At 44.7% G+C, this 24,700-nt stretch carries 22 protein-coding genes and 2 tRNA genes; 11 read left to right on the forward strand and 13 right to left on the reverse strand.

The window, feature by feature from the left end:
• Positions 1 to 2 precede the first annotated feature (2 nt).
• From R8N49_RS21860 to lolB, 6 genes are all read right to left on the reverse strand, one after another.
• Positions 3 to 76 (reverse strand) — tRNA-Met (locus tag R8N49_RS21860).
• Between the two features lie 284 nt (positions 77 to 360).
• Entirely contained in the window at positions 361 to 1,452 is a 1,092-nt protein-coding gene (gene ychF / locus R8N49_RS21865) for a redox-regulated ATPase YchF (protein ID WP_005393178.1), read from the reverse strand.
• Between the two features lie 10 nt (positions 1,453 to 1,462).
• A complete protein-coding gene (gene pth, locus R8N49_RS21870; protein ID WP_005384112.1) occupies positions 1,463 to 2,053 on the reverse strand; it encodes an aminoacyl-tRNA hydrolase in 591 nt (196 codons plus the stop codon).
• A gap of 151 nt (positions 2,054 to 2,204) precedes the next feature.
• Positions 2,205 to 3,149, reverse strand: coding sequence for a ribose-phosphate pyrophosphokinase (locus R8N49_RS21875; RefSeq protein ID WP_005393176.1), 945 nt, complete (start codon positions 3,147 to 3,149; stop codon positions 2,205 to 2,207).
• 27 nt (positions 3,150 to 3,176) lie between these two features.
• Complete coding sequence (gene ispE / locus R8N49_RS21880) at positions 3,177 to 4,049, reverse strand: 4-(cytidine 5'-diphospho)-2-C-methyl-D-erythritol kinase (RefSeq protein ID WP_005384108.1); 873 nt, start codon at positions 4,047 to 4,049, stop codon at positions 3,177 to 3,179.
• Entirely contained in the window at positions 4,046 to 4,684 is a 639-nt protein-coding gene (gene lolB / locus R8N49_RS21885) for a lipoprotein insertase outer membrane protein LolB (RefSeq protein WP_017634843.1), read from the reverse strand. Before lolB ends, ispE begins: the two co-directional genes overlap by 4 nt.
• 134 nt (positions 4,685 to 4,818) lie before the next feature.
• On the opposite strand from lolB, the gene hemA reads away from it, so the two are divergent.
• From hemA to ybaK, 8 genes are all read left to right on the forward strand, one after another.
• Positions 4,819 to 6,075, forward strand: a complete 1,257-nt coding sequence (gene hemA, locus R8N49_RS21890; protein ID WP_005384104.1) for a glutamyl-tRNA reductase — start codon at positions 4,819 to 4,821, stop codon at positions 6,073 to 6,075.
• A 29-nt stretch (positions 6,076 to 6,104) separates the two neighbouring features.
• The gene (prfA, locus tag R8N49_RS21895; protein WP_005382222.1) at positions 6,105 to 7,193 is read left to right on the forward strand and encodes a peptide chain release factor 1; all 1,089 of its coding nucleotides are present in this window, start codon (positions 6,105 to 6,107) and stop codon (positions 7,191 to 7,193) included.
• A 3-nt stretch (positions 7,194 to 7,196) separates the two neighbouring features.
• The gene (gene prmC, locus R8N49_RS21900) at positions 7,197 to 8,051 is read left to right on the forward strand and encodes a peptide chain release factor N(5)-glutamine methyltransferase (protein WP_169629013.1); all 855 of its coding nucleotides are present in this window, start codon (positions 7,197 to 7,199) and stop codon (positions 8,049 to 8,051) included.
• Between the two features lie 40 nt (positions 8,052 to 8,091).
• Positions 8,092 to 8,475 carry a SirB2 family protein gene (locus R8N49_RS21905; RefSeq protein ID WP_005382225.1) on the forward strand — a complete coding sequence of 128 codons (384 nt, stop codon included), beginning with the start codon at positions 8,092 to 8,094 and terminating at the stop codon, positions 8,473 to 8,475.
• 5 nt (positions 8,476 to 8,480) lie between these two features.
• Positions 8,481 to 9,290: a SirB1 family protein gene (locus tag R8N49_RS21910; RefSeq protein WP_005384098.1), complete on the forward strand. Its 810-nt coding sequence runs from the start codon at positions 8,481 to 8,483 to the stop codon at positions 9,288 to 9,290.
• A 53-nt stretch (positions 9,291 to 9,343) separates the two neighbouring features.
• The gene (gene kdsA, locus R8N49_RS21915) at positions 9,344 to 10,195 is read left to right on the forward strand and encodes a 3-deoxy-8-phosphooctulonate synthase (protein WP_005384095.1); all 852 of its coding nucleotides are present in this window, start codon (positions 9,344 to 9,346) and stop codon (positions 10,193 to 10,195) included.
• Positions 10,196 to 10,415: 220 nt separating this feature from the next.
• Positions 10,416 to 12,098 (forward strand): bifunctional UDP-sugar hydrolase/5'-nucleotidase UshA, encoded by a 1,683-nt coding sequence (gene ushA, locus R8N49_RS21920; RefSeq protein ID WP_132937040.1) that lies wholly within the window; start codon positions 10,416 to 10,418, stop codon positions 12,096 to 12,098.
• A gap of 102 nt (positions 12,099 to 12,200) precedes the next feature.
• Positions 12,201 to 12,674 carry a Cys-tRNA(Pro) deacylase gene (ybaK, locus tag R8N49_RS21925; RefSeq protein WP_005384092.1) on the forward strand — a complete coding sequence of 158 codons (474 nt, stop codon included), beginning with the start codon at positions 12,201 to 12,203 and terminating at the stop codon, positions 12,672 to 12,674.
• A gap of 64 nt (positions 12,675 to 12,738) precedes the next feature.
• Here ybaK and rluF read toward each other — a convergent pair whose 3' ends face one another.
• The 3 genes from rluF to R8N49_RS21940 form a co-directional block, all read right to left on the reverse strand.
• Complete coding sequence (gene rluF / locus R8N49_RS21930) at positions 12,739 to 13,896, reverse strand: 23S rRNA pseudouridine(2604) synthase RluF (protein ID WP_017634839.1); 1,158 nt, start codon at positions 13,894 to 13,896, stop codon at positions 12,739 to 12,741.
• 94 nt (positions 13,897 to 13,990) lie between these two features.
• Positions 13,991 to 14,572 (reverse strand): DNA endonuclease SmrA, encoded by a 582-nt coding sequence (gene smrA / locus R8N49_RS21935; protein WP_005382233.1) that lies wholly within the window; start codon positions 14,570 to 14,572, stop codon positions 13,991 to 13,993.
• Positions 14,573 to 14,704: 132 nt separating this feature from the next.
• Complete coding sequence (locus R8N49_RS21940) at positions 14,705 to 14,845, reverse strand: DUF3149 domain-containing protein (RefSeq protein WP_005382236.1); 141 nt, start codon at positions 14,843 to 14,845, stop codon at positions 14,705 to 14,707.
• Positions 14,846 to 15,104: 259 nt separating this feature from the next.
• On the opposite strand from R8N49_RS21940, the gene R8N49_RS21945 reads away from it, so the two are divergent.
• A tRNA-Pro gene (locus tag R8N49_RS21945) sits at positions 15,105 to 15,181 on the forward strand.
• A 186-nt stretch (positions 15,182 to 15,367) separates the two neighbouring features.
• Here the strand turns inward: R8N49_RS21945 and R8N49_RS21950 are convergent.
• Complete coding sequence (locus R8N49_RS21950; RefSeq protein WP_372009610.1) at positions 15,368 to 15,751, reverse strand: hypothetical protein; 384 nt, start codon at positions 15,749 to 15,751, stop codon at positions 15,368 to 15,370.
• 151 nt (positions 15,752 to 15,902) lie between these two features.
• On the reverse strand, positions 15,903 to 16,775 hold the full coding sequence (locus R8N49_RS21955; protein WP_054576682.1) for a TraB/GumN family protein: 873 nt from the start codon (positions 16,773 to 16,775) through the stop codon (positions 15,903 to 15,905).
• Positions 16,776 to 17,269: 494 nt separating this feature from the next.
• Here R8N49_RS21955 and R8N49_RS21960 point away from each other — a divergent pair, with 494 nt between their 5' ends.
• Both R8N49_RS21960 and R8N49_RS21965 read left to right on the forward strand, forming a co-directional pair.
• Positions 17,270 to 19,921 carry a beta-N-acetylhexosaminidase gene (locus tag R8N49_RS21960; RefSeq protein WP_318190091.1) on the forward strand — a complete coding sequence of 884 codons (2,652 nt, stop codon included), beginning with the start codon at positions 17,270 to 17,272 and terminating at the stop codon, positions 19,919 to 19,921.
• A gap of 439 nt (positions 19,922 to 20,360) precedes the next feature.
• The gene (locus R8N49_RS21965; protein ID WP_005382004.1) at positions 20,361 to 21,053 is read left to right on the forward strand and encodes an oligogalacturonate-specific porin KdgM family protein; all 693 of its coding nucleotides are present in this window, start codon (positions 20,361 to 20,363) and stop codon (positions 21,051 to 21,053) included.
• A 65-nt stretch (positions 21,054 to 21,118) separates the two neighbouring features.
• Here R8N49_RS21965 and R8N49_RS21970 read toward each other — a convergent pair whose 3' ends face one another.
• A complete protein-coding gene (locus R8N49_RS21970; RefSeq protein WP_005382005.1) occupies positions 21,119 to 21,568 on the reverse strand; it encodes a DUF411 domain-containing protein in 450 nt (149 codons plus the stop codon).
• A 21-nt stretch (positions 21,569 to 21,589) separates the two neighbouring features.
• A complete protein-coding gene (locus R8N49_RS21975) occupies positions 21,590 to 24,286 on the reverse strand; it encodes a heavy metal translocating P-type ATPase (RefSeq protein WP_186584435.1) in 2,697 nt (898 codons plus the stop codon).
• Positions 24,287 to 24,700 lie beyond the last annotated feature (414 nt).

Raw genomic sequence — 24,700 nt, forward strand, 5'->3', positions numbered from 1 at the left:
GGTGGCTACGACGGGATTCGAACCTGTGACCCCATCATTATGAGTGATGTGCTCTAACCAGCTGAGCTACGTAGCCAAAACCATATTTTTTGTTCTCAACGCTTTGTTGCCTTGTCGTTGGGAACGGCGCGCATTATGCGAAGTTGAGTGAGATCCGTCAACAGTTTTTTTTAATAAATTTCGGAAAAAACCTCGTTCGCTTCCTTTTTAAACAAAGAGGCGTGTTTATGATCTAAAACTGGAAATAAATTAGCTTGCAGTTGCGTAATTTATTTTTGTTCATTTACTTAAGGTATTAAAAAAGCCAGCTTAACAGCTGGCTTTTAGTGTAAATGAAGTGTTTAGAATTCATTCATTTAATTAAACATTGAAGCGGAAGTGTACAACATCGCCATCTTTTACGATGTAGTCTTTACCTTCTAGACGCCATTTACCTGCGTCTTTTGCGCCATTTTCACCATTGAATTGGATGAAATCGTCGTAACCGACTACTTCTGCACGAATAAAGCCTTTCTCGAAGTCAGTGTGGATCTTACCTGCCGCCTGAGGCGCAGTTGCACCAACAGGGATTGTCCAAGCACGTACTTCTTTAACACCTGCTGTGAAGTAGGTGTGTAGAGTCAGTAGTTCGTAACCAGAGCGAATTACACGGTTCAGGCCCGGCTCTTCGATCCCCATATCTGCTAGGAATTCTTCGCGATCTTCATCTTCTAGTTCAGATAGTTCAGATTCGATAGCTGCACATACAGGTACAACGACATTGTTTTCTTTTTCTGCGAACTCACGAACCGCATCTAGATATGGGTTATTTTCGAAGCCATCTTCGTTTACGTTTGCAATGTACATAGTTGGCTTCAGTGTTAGGAAGTTTAGGTAGCCGATTGCTGCTAACTCTTCTTTAGATAGCTCAACTGTGCGTGCCATGCCGCCTTCAGTTAGTACTGGTAACAGTTTTTCTAGGACGGTTAGTTCAAATTTTGCGTCTTTATCGCCGCCTTTTGCCTTCTTCGCGTTACGTTGAATCGCTCGCTCACAAGAATCAAGGTCAGCCATTGCAAGTTCAAGGTTGATCACTTCGATATCTTCGATAGGTGAAACTTTACCTGAAACATGAACAATGTTTTCGTTTTCAAAACAACGTACAACGTGGCCAATCGCGTCTGTTTCACGGATGTTAGCTAGGAATTTGTTACCTAAACCTTCACCACGTGATGCACCAGCAACAAGACCAGCGATGTCCACGAACTCCATCGTCGTTGGAAGAACTCTCTGTGGGTTAACGATCTTAGCTAGTGCGTCTAGACGTAGATCTGGCACAGGAACCACACCAGTGTTTGGTTCAATGGTACAGAACGGGAAGTTTGCTGCTTCGATACCCGCTTTAGTTAGTGCGTTGAACAGAGTTGATTTACCTACGTTAGGTAGACCAACGATGCCACATTTAAAACCCATGATAGTAACCTTATTCAGCTTTGAACGTGTGGAGGCGATTTTGTGCTTTAGATAGGCCATCCTTAATCAGGATATCTAGACAACGAACAGCCTCATCAGCTGCTGCATCTAAAAGCTCTTGCTCTTTAGCTGGCGCTTTACCTAATACAAAACCCGCCACTTTATCTTTGTGTCCCGGATGACCAATGCCAATACGAAGACGATAAAAATCTTTGTTATTGCCCAGTTTGCTAATGGTGTCACGCAGACCGTTGTGTCCACCGTGCCCCCCACCTTTTTTAAACTTAGCGACACCTGGCGGTAAGTCTAGCTCGTCATGAGCGACCATGATCTCTTCAGGTTTAATTTGATAAAATTTCGCAAGCGCTGCGATCGATTTACCTGATAGATTCATGAAGGTGGTTGGGATAAGCAAACGGAGATCCTGGCCATTGACCATAATGCGTCCTGTTAGACCAAAAAACTTTGGTTCGTTCTTCAGTGTAACGTTGTGAACGCGTGCTAATTCTTCTACAACCCAAGCGCCCGCATTGTGACGAGTTCTGGCGTATTCTGGTCCTGGGTTAGCAAGACCAACAAGAAGTTTGATTTGTTGACTCAAGGTTAGGATCTCTCTGGAATCTCAAAAAGCGCAGTATGATAGCACAGAAAACTCGCGGTGGGCGACCAAGGGATTTTCTAGTTATCAGTACAAATAAAAAAACACCCCAAAGAGGGGTGCTTTTTAAATCAGTGTAACTGAAATGTTCGTATTAGTTGAACATTGCAGAGATTGACTCTTCATTGCTGATACGACGAATCGCTTCAGCCAGCATGCGAGATAGGCTTAGTGTTGTCACTTTACCTGTTGCAGCCATCTCTTTAGACAGAGAGATAGAGTCAGTTACTATAACTTGGTCAAGAACTGAGTTCTTGATGTTATCCGCAGCGTTGCCTGAGAATACTGCGTGAGTAGCGTAAGCGAATACACGCTTAGCACCGCGCTCTTTTAGTGCTTCAGCTGCTTTACATAGTGTGCCACCTGTGTCGATCATGTCATCAACGATCACACAGTCACGACCTTCAACATCACCGATTAGGTTCATTACTTCAGAAACGTTTGCACGTGGACGACGCTTATCTACGATTGCGATGTCGATGTCGCCTAGTGCTTTTGCTGTTGCACGAGCACGAACAACGCCACCTAGGTCAGGAGATACCACTACAGGGTTATCTAGACCGCGAGCCTGCATATCTTCAAGTAGCACTGGCGTGCCGAAGATGTTGTCTACAGGTACATCGAAGAAGCCTTGAATTTGCTCTGCGTGTAGGTCGATAGTTAGAACGCGGTCAACACCAACGTTAGATAGGAAATCAGCAACAACTTTTGCAGTAATTGGCACACGCGCAGAACGTACACGACGGTCTTGGCGAGCGTAGCCGAAGTAAGGGATAACTGCAGTGATACGGCCTGCTGAAGCACGGCGCATTGCATCAATCATAACAACCAATTCCATTAGGTTGTCGTTAGTCGGTGCACAAGTGGATTGAATGATGAAAACATCGCTACCACGAACATTCTCATTGATTTGAACTGCAACTTCGCCATCAGAAAAGCGAGAAACAGATGCATCACCAAGAGAGATGTAAAGACGATCAGCAATACGTTGGGCTAGTTCAGGTGTTGCGTTACCAGCAAATAGCTTCATATCAGGCACGGTGGAAACCTCGGGTTTGCGTCCAGTTTAAATAGGTCGGTGTGAGGCTGATTGGTATTCAGCCAAAGTCTCTTTTAATGGCGAAATATTGCGCCCTTGAGCGACAAATGCCGAGACTTTATCAGAGAGTTGTGCAAGGATAGTTTCTGCTTCAGATTTGCTCGAAAATTCAGCAAAAACGCAAGATCCTGTCCCCGTCAATCTTGACGGCGCGTATTGTAGCAGCCAAGAAAGTTGCTTATCAACCTCTGGGTAGAGCATTCGTACAATTTTTTCGCAATCGTTTACGCTTGGCGTATTTAAAAGTGTTTCTAGATCTCGTTTTGGGGTGTTTCGCGTTAGATCTGGATGACAAAAAACGTCGACGGTTGCGATAGATACATTCGGTCTGACGACTAAATACCACTTTTCTTCGGGATAAGCAGGAGAGAGTTTTTCACCAACACCTTCAGCAAAAGCTGCAAATCCGCGCACAAATACGGGCACGTCTGCGCCTAGTTTTAAACCTATTTCAGCCAGTTCGTCGTCAGTTAGATTCAGTTGCCATAAGTAATTCAGTGCCACTAATGCTGTAGCTGCATTCGATGAGCCCCCACCAATGCCTCCACCCATAGGCAGCACTTTCTGTAGCTCAATATGCGCGCCAAAAGGGCAGTTTGAGTAAGCTTGAAGCGCGGTTGCTGCTTTCCAAATTAAATTGTCTTGAAGAGGCACACCTTCTATCTCTGGAGAAATCGTAATATCACCAGAATGGTTCGCTTGAATGGTGAGCTCATCGCCGTGATCGACGAATTGGAATAAGGTTTGTAACTCGTGGTAGCCATTCTCTGTACGGCCGTTGATATATAGAAAGAGATTCAATTTCGCTGGTGATGGCCAGCGTGTTGAAAGTTCAATCATTGGGTGATGTTCCATTTTGTGATCACTAGATTTATTTTGACATCAGCTGTGGTGAGTTTCAGCTTATTTGGCAGAGGGAGAGACTGTTCATGCCATTGAACGTCGCCATATCGTTGATAAGCGATACTCCAATCATTTAAACCAATTTGTTTGTTTAACGCTTGCAGTGTATTGGTTGGAGACAGTTGGAATTTGTCGGCATCGGTCGGTAGACCTAATAGCCAGTCAGGCATGTGATCGACGGGCATCATCAACCCTGTAAGACGGTAAATCAGCTGGTTAGCACTGCGAGAAGAAAGGACCTGATCATCGTAAGTTTCTACTGTGGCGCCTTGTGGGGTGATGGTGAGCTTTAATGCCGTTTGTCCGAGAATCGTTGTTAAACGCAACTGGCTTAGTGCTGAAGAATGTTTCCAGTAGAAGTTTAAATTTTGTCTTTGGTCTGGGCCAATATAACCAAGTTTCCCCGTTGCTTGAAAATCTTGGATGGTTTCGAGTCGCTGCTCATGAGCTTGCCATTCAACGCTGGTAACACTTTCAGGAACGGACGAACAACCAGCGAGCAGTAAGCTCGACAAGAAAAAAAGAATAAAGGAGCGTAACGTCATGTTTGATGGCTTATTAATCAGTTTCATCGGGAATCGCTCACAACTATAGCATTGAAAAGTCGCACTTAGGAAAACAAATCCGGCTTACCCTTTCAATAAATGCGTGCTTACAGTAAAATTCTGGACCTATTTTATAACCTATCCCAGAGATACCACGTTAGATGTCCTTGCTTGCTATTGGAATTAATCACAATACAGCGTCTGTCGACTTGCGAGAGAAGGTGGCGTTTGGTCCGGATAAACTCGGCCCTGCACTCGAGCAACTTAGAGAGCACGAAGCGGTTAACGGCAGTGTGATTGTTTCAACCTGTAACCGAACTGAGTTGTACTGCGATGTTAAGCAAGGAGCGCGAAACAAGTTGATCGATTGGCTTGCTCAATTTCATCAAGTGAGCCGCGAAGATTTAATGCCGAGTTTGTATGTTCATGAAGAACAAGCTGCAATAAAGCATTTGATGCGCGTATCGTGCGGTCTTGACTCTCTGGTGTTGGGTGAGCCTCAAATTTTAGGGCAGGTAAAGCAAGCATTTTCTGACTCGCGAGATCATCAAGCCGTCGATGCCTCGATTGATAAACTGTTTCAAAAGACGTTCTCAGTCGCCAAACGGGTGAGAACAGAGACAGATATTGGTGGTAATGCCGTGTCCGTGGCTTATGCGGCATGTACACTGGCAAAACATATTTTTGAGTCGTTATCAGATTCAACCGTGCTTTTAGTTGGTGCGGGTGAGACGATTGAATTGGTCGCGAAGCATTTAGCGTCCAACGGTTGCACAAAAATGATTGTCGCGAACCGCACTAAAGAGCGCGCGCAAGGCTTAGCGGACCAATTTGGCGCAGAAGTGATCAGTTTGAACGAAATTCCTGAACATTTGGCGAAAGCGGATATTGTGATTAGCTCAACGGCGAGCCCATTGCCTATTATTGGCAAAGGTATGGTCGAAACGGCTCTAAAGCAGCGCCGACATCAACCTATCTTGTTAGTCGATATTGCGGTGCCGCGAGATGTAGAGTCGGAAGTCGGTGAACTGAACGACGCATATCTGTATTCTGTTGATGACTTGCAATCTATCATCGACAGCAACATTGAGCAGCGTAAAGTCGAAGCGATTCAAGCTGAAGCGATTGTTAGTGAAGAAAGCGCTGCGTTTATGACATGGTTGCGTTCACTGCAAGCCGTCGATAGTATTCGCGACTATCGCAAATCAGCCAACGAAATTCGTGAAGAGTTACTGAGCAAAAGTTTGCAATCTTTAGCGGCAGGCGCAGATCCGGAGAAAGTGCTGCGCGAGCTGAGTAATAAACTCACCAACAAACTGATTCACGCTCCAACTCGCGCATTGCAAAGTGCAGCAGAGCAAGGCGAACCAGCAAAATTAACGATTATCCGCCAAACACTTGGCTTGGATGATCTATAACTCACGCTTTTTATTAAGAAAACGACACTATGAAAGCCTCTATTCTGACTAAGCTAGAAACGCTAGTAGAACGTTACGAAGAAGTTCAACATCTTCTTGGTGATCCTGATGTAATTGGAAATCAGGACAAATTCCGTGCTCTATCAAGAGAGTACTCTCAGCTAGAAGAAGTAACCAAGTGCTTCCAAGCTTATCAACAAGCACAAGAAGATCTTGTCGCCGCTGAAGAGATGGCAAACGAAGACGACGAAGAAATGCGTGAAATGGCGCAAGAAGAAATCAAAGAAGCGAAAGCGACGATTGAGCGTCTTACTGATGAGTTACAGATTCTTCTTCTGCCAAAAGATCCGAACGATGATCGTAACTGTTTCCTAGAAATTCGTGCAGGTGCGGGTGGCGACGAAGCGGGTATCTTCGCGGGTGATCTATTCCGTATGTACAGCAAGTACGCAGAAAAGCGTGGCTGGCGCATCGAAGTCATGTCTTCAAACGAGGCAGAGCACGGTGGTTACAAAGAGATGATCGCGAAAGTAAGCGGCGACGGTGCGTACGGCGTGTTGAAATTTGAGTCAGGCGGTCACCGTGTACAGCGTGTTCCAGCAACAGAGTCTCAAGGTCGTGTGCATACTTCTGCTTGTACAGTAGCAGTAATGGCGGAAATCCCTGAAGCGGATCTGCCAGAAATCAAAGCAGCAGACCTGAAAATCGATACGTTCCGTGCATCTGGCGCGGGTGGTCAGCACGTTAACACCACGGATTCTGCAATCCGTATTACCCACTTACCAACGGGTACGGTAGTAGAGTGTCAGGATGAGCGTTCACAGCACAAGAACAAAGCGAAAGCAATGGCGGTTCTTGCTGCTCGTATCGTTCAAGCGGAAGAAGAGCGTCGTGCCGCAGAAGTGTCTGATACACGTCGTAACCTTCTAGGTTCTGGTGACCGTAGTGACCGTATTCGTACATACAACTACCCACAAGGTCGTGTGTCTGATCACCGTATCAACCTGACCATCTATCGTTTGAACGAAGTGATGGAAGGTGACCTGCAGAGCTTGATTGATCCTGTGATTCAAGAGCACCAAGCAGACCAACTTGCGGCGCTCGCAGAGAACGGCTAATCGATGAGCCAAGTTCAATCGATTGAGCAAGCACTGAAAAGTGCGACGGCGAAACTGGCAGAAGGCGGCAAAGAGTCGCCTTCTCTCGATGCAGCTGTACTCCTTTGCCATGTCCTTGGCAAACCACGAACTTACCTGCTGACCTGGCCAGAAAAAGCGTTAGAAGCAGAGCAAAAATCTCAGTTTGATGCTCTACTTGAACGACGTTTAACTGGTGAACCCGTCGCTTATATTATTGGTGAGCGAGAGTTTTGGTCTTTACCGTTTAAAGTTTCTCCTTCTACCCTGATACCTAGACCGGATACAGAACGTTTGGTCGAGGTTGCACTCGATAAGACCTACGAGCAAACTGGGCCTATTTTAGATCTTGGAACGGGGACGGGGGCAATTGCTATCGCACTCGCATCTGAAATGCCAAAACGTCAAGTGATGGGCGTAGACCTTAAGCAAGAAGCGAAAGCACTTGCAGAGTACAATGCTGAGCAGCTAAACATCAAAAATGTGACCTTTGCTCAAGGCAGTTGGTTTGAGCCTATTACAGAAGGTACGAAGTTTGCTTTAATTGTCTCCAACCCGCCATATATTGATGAAAAAGATCCACATTTATCCCAAGGTGATGTGCGCTTTGAGCCAAAATCTGCATTAGTTGCTAAAGAGAATGGCTTAGCTGATATTCGTCATATCTCGGATCTTGCTCGTCAGCATCTTGAAGTGGGCGGTTGGCTGGCATTTGAACATGGTTATGATCAAGGTGAGGCGGTGCGTGAGATAATGCGTGGCTTTGGTTACCAACAGGTCGCTACGGAAAAAGATTATGGCGGTAACGATCGAGTAACGCTTGGTTGTCTGGCCAGTTAATCATGGAAGTCAGCAAACACTAACTAAAAAGAGAAGAAAAATGTACGTAGCTCTAAAACACATACACTTAGTGACGATCGCTCTCAGTGCGACGCTACTATCGATCCGATTCGTGTTAATGATGATGAACTCACCGAAGCGAAATAATCGCTTTTTGAAAGTGTTTCCCCACATCGTTGATACTGCATTGCTAGTGTCAGGTATCGCGCTTATTTTCATTACGGGTTTCATCCCGTTTACCGATGCCGCACCGTGGTTAACAAACAAAATCACCTGCGTACTGGCGTACATTGCGCTTGGATTCTTCTCATTGAAACTTGCGAAAAACAACCTACTGAAGATATTTGGCTTTTTCGGCGCATTAGGTTGGTTGGTCATGGCTGCAAACATTGCTGTGTCTAAGAGCCCTACGTTATTTGGATAGACGTCATGTTAGAGTTTTTTGACGAAGATTTTGACAATATACCGTTGGTGGAAGGTGCGCTTGAGCTAAACAAAGCGATTAACCCAGAAACCAAAGTACATTGGGCGAAACAAGAGTTAGAGCGTCTTTACAAAGATGCAGAAGCCACGCTTGTTCATGAAACCGATGAAGAGCAACGATTTGATGCATTCCTACGACTGTTTTTCCACGAGTGGGGATTCAAAGGCGACGAGCAGGAATACTTTATTTCGGACAACAGCTTCATCGATAAAGTGTTGGAGCGCAGAAAAGGTATTCCTGTGAGCTTAGGTTCGATTTTGTTATACCTAGGCAAAAAGCTGGGGTTCCCGTTGAAGGGAGTTACTTTCCCTACTCAGTTCCTGTTAAAAGTCGACTGGATGCATAAGAAGCCAGACTACATCAACCCATTTAATGGTGAGTATGTAGGTGAAAGGATTCTTCAAGCTTGGCTTATTGGCCAGGAAGGACCGCTAGCTCAGCTAAAGCCTGAACATTTTGAGGAAGCTGACAACCCAACAATTATTGGTCGCTGGTTGGCGTTGATTAAAAGTGCGATGTTGCGCGAAGAGCATTATACGCTGGCATTACGTTGTACGAATCTTGCTCTAACGTTTGTGCCAGATGACCCATACGAAATTCGTGACCGTGGTTTTATTTTCCAACAGCTAGAGTGCCCTCAAGTAGCGGTATCAGATTTTCAGTACTTTATTGACCAATGCCCTGACGATCCGGCTTCTGAGCTACTAAAATCACAAGTTAATGTGATGAGTGAAACGCACGTCACACTTCACTAATTTTATCGATGTGCCGAACTGTGGCGTATCGTGGACAGAAAAAGAGAATCAAAATGGAACAGAAAATCGTTAATATCGGCGACATTCAGGTTGCTAACGACAAGCCATTCACCCTATTTGCAGGTATGAACGTTCTTGAGTCTCGTGATCTTGCGATGCAGATCTGTGAGCACTACGTAAAAGTAACGGAAAAACTTGGTATTCCTTACGTATTTAAGGCGTCGTTTGACAAAGCAAACCGCAGTTCTGTTCATTCATACCGTGGTCCAGGTCTGGAAGAAGGTATGAAAATCTTTCAGGAGCTGAAAGACACTTTTGGTGTAAAGATCATCACGGACGTTCACACTGAAGCGCAAGCTCAACCTGTCGCTGACGTGGTAGACGTTATTCAGCTTCCTGCATTCCTAGCTCGTCAAACTGACCTTGTTGAAGCTATGGCCAAAACAGGTGCGGTTATCAACGTGAAGAAACCTCAATTTATGAGCCCTGGTCAAGTGGGTAACATCGTTGAGAAGTTCGCAGAATGCGGTAACGACAAGATCATCCTATGTGAGCGCGGTTCTTGCCACGGTTACGATAACCTAGTTGTAGACATGCTTGGTTTTGGTGTGATGAAAAATGCTTCGAAAGGTAGCCCAATCATCTTTGACGTAACGCACTCACTACAAATGCGTGACCCATCAGGCGCAGCATCTGGCGGCCGTCGTGAGCAGACAGTTGAGCTTGCAAAAGCGGGTCTAGCGACAGGCATCGCAGGTCTATTTATCGAAGCGCACCCAAACCCAGACCAAGCGCGTTGTGATGGCCCATCTGCACTGCCTCTAGACAAGTTAGAGCCATTCTTAGCACAAATGAAATCGCTTGATGATCTAATCAAGAGCTTTGCAGATATCGATATCAAGTAAACGCCAGATGACTGGTGGTAACAAATACTATAGCCAACCGAGTGTTGGCTATTTTTTTATCTGAAAAACTGTAAATTCTCAAACTTGTTACTGATGAATTTGTTATTGCTAAACAATGCATCATAATTATTAAATCAATGTGTTAGGGTGCACGTGGTTTTCAAATAGATCGAATGCTTAAAATGTGCGTCAGTAATCCCAATAAGAAAAAGGTAAATAAATGAATCAGCGTCTGATGATCAAAACTGTTTTGAGTGCCGCTATCTTGGCCTCGTTAGCTGGGTGTGCTACGCAACCTGCACCAGAATGGAATGCCGATACAACCTATAAATTGACCGTGTTGCACACTAACGATCATCATGGTCGCTTTTGGCAAAATCGATACGGTGAATATGGCATGGCGGCGCGTAAAACGTTAATCGATGATTTGCGCGAAGAAATACAGGCTGAGGGGGGGAGCGTGTTATTGCTTTCTGGTGGTGACATCAACACAGGAGTACCTGAGTCTGATTTACAAGATGCCGAGCCGGATTTTAAAGGCATGAGCAAAATTGGTTACGATGCGATGGCTCTAGGTAATCATGAGTTTGATAATCCATTGGACGTGCTATTCAAGCAGCAAGAGTGGGCAAACTTTCCGATGTTGTCTGCCAATATTTACGATAAAAATACTGGCAAGCGTTTATTCCAACCATACGCGATGTTTAACAAGCAGGGCATTAAAATTGCGGTCATTGGTCTTACAACCGAAGACACAGCGAAACTTGGCAACCCTGAATTCATTGAACAAATTGACTTCCGTGACCCAAAAGAAGAAGCCAAGAAGCTGATTGCAGAACTGAAAGAAACAGAGTATCCAGATCTGATTTTTGCTGTCACGCATATGGGACACTATGAAAATGGTAATAGAGGCATCAATGCTCCTGGCGATGTGGCGTTAGCTCGTTATTTGAATGACGGCGATCTCGACATGATCGTTGGAGGACACTCACAAGAACCTGTGTGCATGGAAGGTCCAAACGTTATCAAAAAGAACTTTAAACCAGGTGATGAATGTCAGCCCGATAAACAAAATGGTACCTTTATTGTTCAGGCACACGAGTGGGGGAAATATGTGGGACGCGCCGATTACGAGTTTCGTAATGGCGAACTCTCGATGGTGAGCTACGATCTAATCCCTGTAAACTTGAAAAAGAAAGTTAAAGTTGATGGTCAGTCGCAACGAGTCTTGATCCAAGAAGAGATTAAACAAGACGAAATGATGCTTGAGTTTCTTCGTCCTTATCAAGAAAAAGGTCAGGGCAAACTAAACGTGAAGATTGCAGAATCTAACGGTAAGCTTGAGGGTGACCGCAATGTGGTTCGTTACCAGCAAACAAACTTAGGCCGATTAATTGCAACGGCTCACATGGAACGTGCGAAAGCAGATTTCGCCGTAATGAATTCTGGTGGTGTTCGAGATTCGATTGCTGCGGGTGATATTACTTATAAAGACGTGCTCACTGTTCAGCCATTTGGCAATATGGTTTCTTACGTTGATATGACGGGTAAAGAGGTATTAGATTATCTAAATGTCGTTGCAACTAAGCCTGTTGACTCTGGTGCTTATGCACAGTTTGCCGGCATTGCGATGAGTATCAATAATGGTGAGGTAACCAATGTGTTTATTGGTAATAAGCAACTTCGCTTAGATGGTAATTACCGCTTTACCGTACCAAGCTATAATGCTGCTGGTGGAGATGGTTACCCTAAAATCGACGATCATCCAGGGTATGTAAATACAGGTTTTACCGATGCTGAGGTTTTGAAGGATTATTTAGAAACACATAGCCCTATTGATGTTAATGAGTATGCCCCTTCAGGTGAAATCACGTATTTAGTTGATACGGCGATTGATCAGTAACCCAACAGAGAAAAAGCGATTGACTCAAACTCGCTGATATCATTAACTAAAAGCGCAGATCCAATTCAATCTGCGCTTTTTGTTTTTATGAGGAGAATCTTGATGACTCCGGCCATTAATCTTGCGAAAAAGAAAAAAATTCCACACACGATTCATCAGTATGAGCATGACCCTAGAGCCGATAGTTATGGCTTGGAGGCTGCTGAAGTACTGGGGCAGGATCCGAAAACAGTATTTAAAACCTTGCTGTTCTGCTTGAACGGGGAGCCAAAGAACCTTGCGGTTGCGATTATCCCTGTTGACCAAAAGCTGAACCTAAAACTGGCGGCGAAAGCAGCGAAGGGCAAAAAGGCCGATATGGCTGATCCGGAAATCGCCCAAAAGACCACAGGTTATGTCGTTGGTGGAATTAGCCCACTAGGGCAGAAGAAAGCCTTACCTACTTTTTTGCACGAAAGCGCAGCAGAGCAAGACAAAATCTGTGTGAGTGCTGGTAAACGTGGTTTAGAAATTGAGTTAGCCCCGAGAGATTTGCTGAGCTTAACTCGTGGTCAGTTTGCACCTCTTTGTTTGTAAACTCATGACAAATAAAAAGGACGCTCATGAGCGTCCTTTTTTGATCTTGCCTGTCAGTGAAGCGTTACTTCTTCAGACTCAATGTACCACCAGTGCGTTTAGCTGGTTTGCTTGGTTTCGCGGCATTTGGGTTCATGTAATGCTGCTTAGGCTTACTCAGTGATTGAGGCTTGTTTGCTGAATGCGTATTGCTCGATGCATCTGGTTTACGGTGCGATTTACCATGCTCGCCTTGCGGTCTGCTGCGTTCACCTTGTGATTTCGCTTTGTAATGTTCTTTAGCTGGACGTCCGCCTTCATCATCACGCTGACGACGCTTTTGTTGACCTTTTTTCGAGTTTGGTGCATGACGGAATTCATCAGCATTGTTACCGCGGAAAGTTCGTGTCTTCTGGTTACGACGAGCAGTAGAATCTTGGTTTTCTTCACGGCTATCAAACAGCTTCGCGTCGGTCGCTTTACGAATGTTGCGACCTCTAGAGTCTGTTTTTGATGCTTCTTCTGTACCTACCGAGCCTTCACACATTGCTAGGATCTCTGCCACTTCTTCGTCACTTAGATAACGCCATTTCCCATTGGGAATACCATCAAGAGAGATATTCATGATGCGTACGCGACGCAGCTTGAATACTTCATAGCCCAGCGCTTCACACATGCGACGGATCTGACGGTTAAGTCCTTGAGTGAGCACAATACGGAAAGAGAATTTAGTTTCTTTCGTTACCTTACAAGGTAGGGTGACTGTGTCGAGAATCTTAACGCCACTCGACATCTGTTTGAGAAACTCGCCTGTAATTGGCTTGTCCACGCGTACGACGTACTCTTTTTCGTGGCTGTTGCCTGCGCGAAGGATTTTGTTCACGATGTCGCCATCGTTGGTCAAAAAGATCAGACCATCAGAGGGTTTGTCTAAGCGGCCGATCGGAAAGATACGTTTTTGGTGGCCGATGAAATCAACGATGTTTCCAGGGACGTCTCTCTCAGTTGTACAGGTGATGCCTGTTGGTTTATTGAGAGCGATATAAATCGGCTTCTCTTTTGCTGCCACTGGCTTACCATCCACACAAACATCATCACCAGGTAGCACTTTTGTCCCCATTTCAGGTTTGTTGCCATTAATGGTGACACGGCCTTGCTCAATCAGTCTGTCTGCTTCACGGCGTGAGCAAAACCCCGTTTCACTGATGAATTTATTTAATCGTTTAGCGTTGTCTTGTGACATTTTTGTCTCCTAACGTTTCACAACGGCGAATGAAGCTCCCTTCCTTTAAGGGGAAGGAAGAATAAGGGCGGGCATTCTAGCATTAGGGTGAAATTTAGCCTAACCGTTTTTGGTGACGTTCGCGGGTTTCTAATTTCTTTTCCGCACTTTTTCTAAGTAGGACGTAAACGGCTCCAGTTCCACCGTGAAAGCGTTGCGCACTATGGACGCATTGGACTTCCTTTATTTGTCGTAGCCAACTGCTAACAAAGCTTTTCATCATTGCAGGTGGATTTGAGCGTTCTCCTCGACCATGGACGATAACGACCGTTCTAATGTCCATTGATAGGCATTGCTTTAAAAACGTCACGACTTCATCACGTGCTTCTTTCAATGTTTTACGGTGCAAATCCAAGCGAGCTTGGATTGGATACTTACCAAGGCGAAGTTTGCGGTAAACCCCGTCCTGTACACCATCACGTTTGAACTCAACAAAGTCCTCTGGCTTGAGCATTTCAGCGTGATCAAGTGATAGGTATTCTGGGTCATCTTCCGTTAACCAGATTGCTGCTTCGCGTTTTGCGAGCTGTGCTTCTGTTACTTGGTGTACTTTTTTGTGTTCGGTGGTGTCTTGAGTGATTGGCTTTACATCGCCCATCATCTGTTGAAATAGATCAAAATCGTCGTCGTGAGACATAGCAGTAATCTCATTAAGAACAGGGAAGAATAATAGGATTATATCAATGAGTGGTGCATTGAGATCAAATAAAAAACCGGAGTAGGCAAGTAACCGACTCCGGTGCAAAGCGTTTCTAGAGCTAAGCGAGATCTAGTGAGGAGATTTGTCGTTCATGATCTTGTATATGAAGAAACCGCCGTAAAATAACATCAGACCAATTGCCCCAAAAATTACTATCATTGACGATAGACCCACTGCATTACCAAATAGGAGATCAAGCCAAAAGTCCATACGTTTCCTCCAAGATGTTCCCGACAGGAATAAACTAAATGGCGGTGTCTTGTTGCACACTGATCTGGATCAATTATGTTGCTAAGGTTAATAAACTGTATTTTGTTGTGAGTTATCAGTCACATTTTACGTGCTAGTGTTCAGTTATTCATCAAACGAATTAAGACCTAAGGTTTTTTTGTAAAAAGCACTTGCGCCACAGTTCAGAATCCGTAATATACGCATTCGTTGACGGGGACAATTCCTCAGTTAAACATCTCGGTGAATAGCGCAGCTTGGTAGCGCATCTGGTTTGGGACCAGAGGGTCGGGGGTTCGAATCCCTCTTCACCGACCACTTTTAGAAAGCCTGCTCAATGAGCAGGCTTTCGTCGTTTTTAGCGCTAGTAATTTTAGACTTCAATAGTATCGAATCAAATTGGGGTTCGCCTGATGTTCGAATATGGCACTTCACCGACACGTATTGAGAGGAAGGCTCTACAGAAATGTAGGGCCTTTTCATTTTTTAGAGTGAGTAAATTTATTACTTGATGTCACACGAGATAGTATTGATAGGAGTTTCAGAAGTAGTGAAGCAGACATAAGCGGTCTTTGGGTGATTTGGACCAATCTTGACGTAACCCGCTTTTAAATCGTCTTCATCAAACGTTACTGAGTGAGATTTGCTTGTATTTCCATCATAGTAAACCGCTTCAAAGCCTTGGTTCATCATATGTGCAACGCGATTTCGAGTGTGGGCTGTTGAAAACGTGATGTTCGCGCAACGCATCATTGGTTTTTCGGTAATAAGAAATTGACCACTCTCTTTATCTAAAACACCGCCTTTTACTTCCGGAGTTATATCAATAGCTTGAAAAGATTCTACGTTGCATGGCGGTTTAGCATAAGACAGCGAAGAAGTGAGCATAATTCCAATCGTGTATAGGAATAAATATTTAAATTTCATATGAGTTGTTTTGTATCCACTTAGCTTAACGGCGTTTTATAAGAAAGTTTGAATGAATTTTAAATGGTTGTATTTAAATAATTATATTTAAATGGCATTTTTCAAACAATCACTAGATATCACAATTTGCTTGGCGCGTCTTACCCAGTGGTTTGATGTTAAATCCCCGATTTTTAAGCAGTTCAATCAGGTTATCTTTACCTACTAAATGCAAGCCACCAACAACAACGGTGTAACGACCCGATTGCTGAGGTAGAACACTGCCAGTGTCGAGTTTTTTAGCCCAATCTCGATTACGCTCGTATAAAAAGGCTTGGTTAAACTCTTCTGTTGTATGATCGGTCAAAGAGGCTTCGACCAACATGCTACCATCACCACTCTTCCAACTCTCTATCAAGCATTGAACCAACTCTTCTCCGCCATCATATTCTTCAATTGATGAGAGAAGTATCTCTTTACCGCCTTCTGATTGACCTGCGATTAAATCGATTTGGAATTGCACGGACTCTAGTGGAATGACCGGGATTTGCTTTTTATCAGCGAGTCCTATTAAGTGCATGTCGACCCCTTTATCAGAGACATACCCCAGTTTGTTGACTAAAGCGAGTTGGATGGTGAATGCGGCCATCCAAGGTGGGGAATTTAGGAGTTGAGTTTCTGGCAAACCTAAATCTTGGGCAATTTCAATTAAGTGGCGACGTTGAGCTCTGTCTAAAACATCTTTAGAAAGAATGGTTGTTTGTGGGTAAACCAAGCCTTCAGAATTCCTGACGTCTGCTTCAATAATCAACCCTGTGCTTTGGCTTAAATGCTGGATGACCGTTCTAGGGAGTGGGTACATCGTTTTATCCCCCACATGTACCGAGCCAATAATCATAAGTTCGGTTTCCCCTTTTTTTGCTAACCAATGCTGTGGCTCTGCATAAGATGAAAAAGGAGTCAAAGTAACAAGTAGAGATGATATGAGCGTCAAGAGACGAAACATAGAATGGTCCTCAGATAAGATACCTTTAAACTTTATACGCAAAATAGCGTGAGGTTAAGTGCAATTTCTCCAGTGGGGTATTCGACAAAATCGTCATTTCTAAAAATATTGACGAGTTTTGACGACGAATAAATGAGAGTCACTTCACGAAAGGTAAATAGGTAATTCGCTTACTAATGGCTCACAAAATAATTAGGCGTGATCCAAATCTTACAAAATCAGTCGTAACTCATGAATATAAGTGACCTAGATCGCAGCAAACTCGTCAAAACAAGTTGTTCGATTTTGACGTGTATTGTAACTCCATGAAAATTAGGTTTTTATTATTTTTTCTGAGTGTCATTTTTTGAACTGGATCACTTCCTATTTCTATTTATTTTACGCTTAGAAATAACAGGTTGTATGTTGAATGTAACGGTTAGGCACCTCGCATTTGAGGGGCCGAGATTTTTATCATTGTCGTTTTGAACCACTGACTTTTTTGGGGAAGTAAGATGTTTAAACCTAGTCTGATTGCTGTTTCTGTTATCACTACATTAGCAGGTTGCTCTGCGCTGCAAAGCTCTGAACAACAAGTTGTAAATTCGTTGGCTAATAATCTTGATATTCAATACCAAGTGTTGACTAACCACGGTGCAAACGAAGGTCTTGCTTGTCAGGACTTAGGGGCTGAGTGGGCGTCTTGTAACAAGGTAAACATGACGCTGGTTAACCAAGGTGAAGCGGTTGACTCAAAAGATTGGGCTATTTACTTCCATAGCATTCGTCTGATTCTGGATGTTGAAAACGAACAGTTTAAAATCTCTCGCGTAACGGGTGATCTACACAAACTAGAACCAACAGATAAGTTTGATGATTTTGCTGCGGGTGAAGAGGTTGTGCTTCCTCTTGTTGCTGAATACTGGCAGCTATTTGAAACTGACTTCATGCCAGGCGCTTTCGTTGCTGCACCAAATGCAGAGCCTAAGATGATCGCTTCTCTTAACACAGAAGACGTTGCATCTTTCGTGACTGGCCTTGAGGGTAACAACCTAAAACGTACGCCAGATGACAACAACGTATTTGCGAGCGCTGTGTCTCGTTTCGAGAAGAACGAAGATCTAGCAAAACAAGACGTATCAACCACGTTACTACCAACGCCAATGTCTGTTGAAGCAGGTAAAGGTACGGTAGATATCGCGGCGGGTATTGCGCTGCCTAAAGACGCATTCGATGCGGCTCAATACGCAGCAATTCAAGGTCGTGCAGAAGTGGTAGGTGTGGATGTTCGTGGTGATCTTCCTGTAAGCATCACTGTTGTTCCTGCAGACTTCACCGGTGAATTGGCAAAATCTGGTGCTTACGAAATGAGCATCAAAGGCGACGGTATTGCGATTAAAGCGTTTGACCAAGCAGGTGCTTTCTACGCAGTACAATCTATCTTTGGCCTGGTAGATAGCCAAAATGCTGATTCTCTACCACAACTGTCTATTAAAGATGCGCCGCGTTTTGATTACCGTGGTGTGATGGTGGACGTGGCTCGTAACTTCCACTCTAAAGACGCGATTCTTGCAACGCTTGACCAAATGGCCGCGTACAAGATGAACAAACTACACCTTCACCTAACGGATGATGAAGGCTGGCGTTTAGAAATCCCGGGTCTGCCAGAGCTGACTGAAGTGGGTGCTAACCGTTGTTTCGATTTGGAAGAGAAAAGCTGTTTACTGCCTCAGCTTGGCTCAGGTGCAACGACAGACAACTTTGGTTCTGGCTTCTTCAGCAAAGCAGACTACGTGGACATCTTGAAGTACGCGAAAGCGCGTAACATCGAAGTGATTCCTGAAATCGATATGCCAGCACACGCTCGTGCAGCAGTGGTATCAATGGAAGCACGTTACGACCGTCTAATGGAAGAAGGTAAAGAAGCAGAAGCGAACGAGTACCGCCTGATGGATCCTCAAGATACATCGAACGTAACGACGGTTCAGTTCTACAACAAGCAAAGCTTCATCAACCCATGTATGGAATCTTCAACTCGCTTTGTTGATAAAGTGATTTCAGAAGTAGCAGCAATGCACCAAGAAGCGGGCACGCCGCTAACAACATGGCACTTTGGTGGTGACGAAGCGAAGAACATCAAGCTAGGCGCTGGTCTGCAAGACATCAACGCAGAAGACAAAGTAAGCTGGAAGGGTAACATTGATTTGTCTAAGCAAGACAAGCCATTCGCACAGTCACCACAATGTCAGACGTTAATTGCAGACGGTACGGTAAGCGATTTTGCTCATCTACCAAGCCACTTTGCAGAAGAAGTGTCGAAGATGGTGGCAGAGAAAGGCATTCCAAACTTCCAAGCTTGGCAAGATGGCCTTAAGTACAGTGAAGGTGAGAAAGCGTTCGCAACAGAAAACACGCGTGTTAACTTCTGGGACGTTCTTTACTGGGGTGGCACATCATCAGTGTACGAATGGTCTAAGAAAGGTTACGACGTTATCGTTTCTAACCCAGACTACGTATACATGGACATGCCGTACGAAGTTGACCCGAAAGAGCGTGGTTACTACTGGGCGACGCGTGCAACAGATACTCGTAAGATGTTTGGTTTTGCACCAGAGAACATGCCTCAGAACGCAGAAACCTCTGTAGACCGCGATGGTAACGGCTTCACTGGTAAAGGTGAAATCAAAGCGAAACCTTTCTATGGTCTATCAGCACAGCTGTGGTCTGAGACAGTACGTAACGACGAGCAATACGAGTACATGGTATTCCCTCGCGTACTGGCAGCCGCTGAACGTGCATGGCACCGTGCTGATTGGGAAAACGACTACAAAGTGGGTGTTGAATACTCGCAAAACTCTAACCTAGTAAACAAAGCTGCGCTAAACCAAGACTACAACCGCTTTGCGAACGTACTTGGCCAACGCGAACTGGCTAAGCTAGAAAAAGCGGGTATCGACTACCGCCTACCTGTACCAGGCGCGAAAGTTGAAGAGGGTAAACTGGCAATGAACGTTCAGTTCCCGGGTGTGAAGCTTCAATACTCTCTAGACGGCAAGAACTGGCTAACTTACGCAGATAGTGCTCGTCCAAATGTGAAAGGTGAAGTGTTTATCCGTTCCGTGTCAGCAACCGGTGAGAAAGCAAGTCGAGTGACCAGCGTGAAATAACTCAATTCTTGTAAGTTAATTTTTTGGCAAAGCCTCAACATCATGTTGGGGCTTTCTTTATTTTTTGAGGAAATTAAGCGTGATCGATGTCTAATTATTTTTCATTGATAAATAAGTTTTTGGTTGCAATGGTCAAGGTTATTGTGAACTGGATCGACTTAATCTGCTAAATATCAATAAACAACCTGTTTATGATCACACTTCTATTTTTTGAATAATTTTATAAAAATACGATAAGTGCCTGTATTTCCCATGTTTTTATCAGGGTTGTTGAGCTTCGGTTTGAACAAGATCACTTTTTAAAATGTTTTATTTTCCATCGCGAATTAATTAAAACAATATTGCGAACGCCAAGGAGGCACATTCCAAAGTTTGCGATAAAAGGGAAGAGATGCCCTCTAAAACTATCGCATAACGTGAATAAATAAAGGCAGTAATTATGAAAAACATTTTTGCACTGAGTGCTCTTTCTCTCGCTTTCGCTTCTAGCGCTTTTGCTGGTTCTTCTTACGTAACAGGTAATGTTCAATTCCACGATGATGGTCGAATTCATGGTTCGGACGTTACGTCTACACTGGAAGCTGGTCATACTTTTGATAACCAATTCGGCGGCTTTACGGTTTACACCGAATTTGATGGTATTCAGTTGGGTAAACTGGAAACAGAAAACGGTGGCGCAGGTAACACAACACCAGCAATCACTGTGGGTGGTGAGCAGTCATTTAATATTACCGATCATTTATGGGTTGCCGCGGGTTACCAACACCTGTTCTCTGCTGGCGAGAATGTACAGTACCGTCCATTGGTTAAGATCGGTTACAACTTCGATAACGGCATCTCCTTAAGTAACCGTACTCGTGCGCACATTGATGCGACAGACGCAGATGCGGATACAGATTACCGCATGGACAACCGCATCGGTTACGTGATGAATGAGGATGTGACGCTAAGCTACAACAACGTCTACATGATTGAAGCGGAAACCATGGACCACGAGCTTCGTGCAACGTGGACTCGTAAAGGTGTTCAACCTTACTTTGAGTTCCGTAGTCAAGCACACGGTGCAGAAAACGCGAGTGGTGACAGCCTAGTGAATAACGCTTTTGTATTTGGTGCCTCTTACGGCTTCTAATTTTATATTTGTCTTAACTGTCCATTAAGAAAAAGCCCAGCGGTTTATCTCGCTGGGCTTTGTTTTTATTGGTCGTTGCCTTCGTGGTGGCTATATTCGAACACTTGGCCTTTTTCGTTAAAGGCGTAAACGGTGTAGCTGTCTTTTTTGTCGCCATATTCCATACCAGGGGAGCCCATTGGCATGCCCGGTACTGATAGGCCTTTTGCGTTACGTGGTGGATTTTTCAAAAACGCTTTAATGTCTTCGGCTGGAATGTGACCTTCGAACAGATAGCCGTTGATCTCTGCCGTGTGGCAAGAGTAAAGCTGTTCGTTCTTGATGCCTAGATCGCGTTTGATGGCGTTCATGTCATCGTGCAATTTTTCTTCGACCGTAAAGCCGTTCTCTTCCATGTGTTTTGTCCATTCTCCACAACAGCCACAGTATGGCGATTTATGGTTAATGACATCGGCTGCCAATACGTTGGCGGACACGGTCGCAAGCATTGCAAAGGTCAATAGTTTCAACTTCATAATACCCTCAAAAAGAAGTGGTTATTTTACTGAAAACAGTCGTAGTCGATTTGCATTACTAACGACAGTAATTGAAGACAGTGCCATTGCCGCTCCTGCGACAACAGGACTGAGCAAAAATCCAAACGCTGGATAAAGCACACCAGCGGCAACTGGAATACCCAACGAGTTGTAAACAAAGGCTCCAAATAGGTTTTGCTTCATGTTCTTAAGTGTAGCGCGAGAGAGTTCAATCGCATGTACTACCGCCATTGGTGACGTGTTCAGGATGGTCATTTGCGAACTTTCAATGGCGACATCACTGCCGCTACCCATAGCAATACCGAGGTTGGATAACGCGAGAGCAGGGGCGTCGTTAATGCCATCCCCCACCATTGCCACGACATGTCCTTGAGATTGAAGTTGCTCAATGTGCTGAGCTTTCTCATCTGGCATTACTTGGGCAATCACTTCATCAATACCAAGTTCTTGGCCGATAGCATTGGCAACGTGTTGGTTATCGCCCGTCAGCATTACCGTTTTGATGCCTTGCGATTTTAATGCAGAGAGCGCTTGTTTCGCATCTGATTTGATCGGGTCGGCAATGGCGATCAGACCGATCAGTTCGCCGTTCAATGCCACAGCTACCGGAGTCCACGCATTTTTTGCGCATTCATCGATGGCAGATTTTAGTGCGCTAGTCTCGACGTTCTCTGCTTGCATAAATTGAAGCGAACCAATGAGCAGCGGTTTATCTTGATACGTCGCCAAAATGCCGCGCCCGCGAACGTTCTCAAACTTGTCTAATGAGACATCCTTTGCGTCGTGTCGTTTGGCGTAATCACATACCGCTTTTGCCAGTGGGTGCTCAGACTGACGCTCTGCTGCATACGCTAAAGCCAATAGATCTTCTTGGCTGGTGGCGTGAGTAAACACTTGCTGAACGCTAGGTTTACCTTGGGTAAGCGTGCCAGTTTTGTCGAATACAATCGTGTCGACTTTGCTTGCCAATTGAAGGGCGTCGGCGTCTTTGATCAGAATGCCGAGCTCTGCGGCTTTACCCACTCCCACCGTGACAGAAAGTGGGGTTGCTAAGCCTAGAGCGCAAGGGCAGGCGATGATCAGGACGGTTGTGGTGACCACCAGCATATAACTCGCTTTTGGCTCTGGGCCAACGGCAAACCAAACGAGTGCGGCCAGTATTGCTATGCCAACAACGACAGGGACAAACACCGATGAAATCTGGTCTGCCAGTTTCGCGATGGCTGGCTTACTGCTTTGCGCTGTGCGCACCATGCGGATGATACGAGCCAGCATGGTATTTGCGCCAATGCCCGTTGCCTCAATGACTAATCCACCATCGGTATTTAATGTCCCAGCAGACACTTGAGCCTCTTGCGCTTTTAACACTGGTACTGGTTCACCAGTGAGCATCGACTCATCAATGTATGATTCACCTTGAATCACAACACCATCAACAGGCACTTTCTCGCCTGGTTTGATACGCAGTTTCATGCCTAGCGTGATTTGCTCAACCGCGATTTGTTGATCGCCTTGTTCCGTGATTACCGTAGCTTGCTGAGGTTGCAGGTTAATCAGAGCTTGCAATGAGCGTGTTGTGTTTGCTTTGGCTTTTGCTTCTATATAGTGACCAAGAGAAATTAAGCCGATGATCATTGCACTCGCTTCAAAGTACACGTGGCGTGAAGCAAGAGGGAACCAGTCTGGGAAAATCACCACAAGCATCGAATAGAACCACGCTGCGCCAGTACCGAGCGCGACTAACGTGTCCATGGTGGCGCGCTTGTGAGTAGCTGCTAACCAAGCGTTACTGAAGAAGTGTTTCCCCGCTGTGGCAAGAAGGAGTAAACATACGATACCGATCGCGCCCCAAGCTAATTGGTCGTTGGTGTTGCGAATCATCATATTGCCGCCAGCAACGCCCCAAATCATTAAAGGGGCACCGACGACAAGGCCAGCAATAGCATCCAGTTTGAAGCGTTTTTGCTGCTGACGTTGTTGCTGAGCTTGCTTTTCTTGCTGGGTTGCGGCGCCTTGTAGGATCTCTGCTTGGTAACCGGCTTGTTTTACCGATTCAACAATTGCGTTAAGGAGGTCATCAGAGTCTTGGCTTGCGAATATTAGTGCGCTTTGTTCTGCAAGGTTGACCTGTGCTTTCTCAACGCCTTCTACGTTAGTAAGTGCTTTCTCTACTGAAGATACGCAACTCGCACACGTCATGCCTTGAATCAGCATTTGCAATTGAATACTCGCTGGTGGCACCTGCGTATCTTTAATATTGCTTTGCTTTTCTACCTGTTCGGTCTCTGGTGAGCTTTCGTTCTCTACTTCAACAGAATCAAGGTTGGCGGTATAGCCGAGTGTTGCTATTAAGTCGATCACTTGTTGCTCGGAGAGGAGGGTACGAATCTCTAAGTGCGTTGTTGAAGCCTCAAAAGAAATAACGTCTTGATTAGATTCTAATAAAGATGAAAGTTTTTTGACGCAACCGCCACAGCTTAAGCCTGAAAGGTTTAGTTCGTAGTGATTTCCTGCTTGGTAACCAAGAGATTCAATCGACGAGACGAGCTCTTTAAGAGAAGACTCGGTTTTGACCTCTACTTGCGTCGGGGACAAATTGAGGATCTCCACATCGTGATTCGCATGTAAAGCATTCTCAACTTTTCTCGCACAGCCCATGCAGTTGAGCCCTGATAAAGGTATAACTAACTGATACATAATCTGCACCTCAATAGTAGTGATGCTATGAGCTTAAACCTTCCTGCAAGGGTAAGGTCAATACCCATTTGCTACTCACAACAATTTCGTCAAAATCTCTCGAATCCCACAAGTGCACGGTCATTTTACTTGCGAGTGATCTCAAGGTTTTTTCTCTTTGAATATAAAGTTCCGTTAAAACACCTAAAAGATGAATGAAGTCGCTCACGTTTTTTAGATGCTCTCAATGTCAGTTCAGTGTCAAAACGTACTTTTAACGTTTTTTATTTTTTATATTTGATTTTAACTAATTGTTTTTTATTGATTTATTTTATTTTTGATCTTCTCATTTTGAAGCCGCTCAGATTGCTGTAGGGAAAGTTTTTTAGTGCGAAAAAAGTTTGTCATATTTGCCCCGTCCAAACACTGTTTCAA

Source organism: Vibrio sp. 1978 (assembly GCF_033344345.1).

Excerpts from the sequence above, each read along its gene's own strand:
- ychF (WP_005393178.1), bottom strand. The coding sequence starts at position 1,452 with ATGGGTTTTAAATGTGGCATCGTTGGTCTACCTAACGTAGGTAAATCA.
- ispE (WP_005384108.1), bottom strand. The coding sequence starts at position 4,049 with ATGATTGAACTTTCAACACGCTGGCCATCACCAGCGAAATTGAATCTC.
- lolB (WP_017634843.1), bottom strand. The coding sequence starts at position 4,684 with ATGAAACTGATTAATAAGCCATCAAACATGACGTTACGCTCCTTTATT.
- hemA (WP_005384104.1), top strand. The coding sequence starts at position 4,819 with ATGTCCTTGCTTGCTATTGGAATTAATCACAATACAGCGTCTGTCGAC.
- prfA (WP_005382222.1), top strand. The coding sequence starts at position 6,105 with ATGAAAGCCTCTATTCTGACTAAGCTAGAAACGCTAGTAGAACGTTAC.
- prmC (WP_169629013.1), top strand. The coding sequence starts at position 7,197 with ATGAGCCAAGTTCAATCGATTGAGCAAGCACTGAAAAGTGCGACGGCG.
- R8N49_RS21905 (WP_005382225.1), top strand. The coding sequence starts at position 8,092 with ATGTACGTAGCTCTAAAACACATACACTTAGTGACGATCGCTCTCAGT.
- R8N49_RS21910 (WP_005384098.1), top strand. The coding sequence starts at position 8,481 with ATGTTAGAGTTTTTTGACGAAGATTTTGACAATATACCGTTGGTGGAA.
- kdsA (WP_005384095.1), top strand. The coding sequence starts at position 9,344 with ATGGAACAGAAAATCGTTAATATCGGCGACATTCAGGTTGCTAACGAC.
- ushA (WP_132937040.1), top strand. The coding sequence starts at position 10,416 with ATGAATCAGCGTCTGATGATCAAAACTGTTTTGAGTGCCGCTATCTTG.
- ybaK (WP_005384092.1), top strand. The coding sequence starts at position 12,201 with ATGACTCCGGCCATTAATCTTGCGAAAAAGAAAAAAATTCCACACACG.
- rluF (WP_017634839.1), bottom strand. The coding sequence starts at position 13,896 with ATGTCACAAGACAACGCTAAACGATTAAATAAATTCATCAGTGAAACG.
- smrA (WP_005382233.1), bottom strand. The coding sequence starts at position 14,572 with ATGTCTCACGACGACGATTTTGATCTATTTCAACAGATGATGGGCGAT.
- R8N49_RS21940 (WP_005382236.1), bottom strand. The coding sequence starts at position 14,845 with ATGGACTTTTGGCTTGATCTCCTATTTGGTAATGCAGTGGGTCTATCG.
- R8N49_RS21950 (WP_372009610.1), bottom strand. The coding sequence starts at position 15,751 with ATGCTCACTTCTTCGCTGTCTTATGCTAAACCGCCATGCAACGTAGAA.
- R8N49_RS21955 (WP_054576682.1), bottom strand. The coding sequence starts at position 16,775 with ATGTTTCGTCTCTTGACGCTCATATCATCTCTACTTGTTACTTTGACT.
- R8N49_RS21960 (WP_318190091.1), top strand. The coding sequence starts at position 17,270 with ATGTTTAAACCTAGTCTGATTGCTGTTTCTGTTATCACTACATTAGCA.
- R8N49_RS21965 (WP_005382004.1), top strand. The coding sequence starts at position 20,361 with ATGAAAAACATTTTTGCACTGAGTGCTCTTTCTCTCGCTTTCGCTTCT.
- R8N49_RS21970 (WP_005382005.1), bottom strand. The coding sequence starts at position 21,568 with ATGAAGTTGAAACTATTGACCTTTGCAATGCTTGCGACCGTGTCCGCC.
- R8N49_RS21975 (WP_186584435.1), bottom strand. The coding sequence starts at position 24,286 with ATGTATCAGTTAGTTATACCTTTATCAGGGCTCAACTGCATGGGCTGT.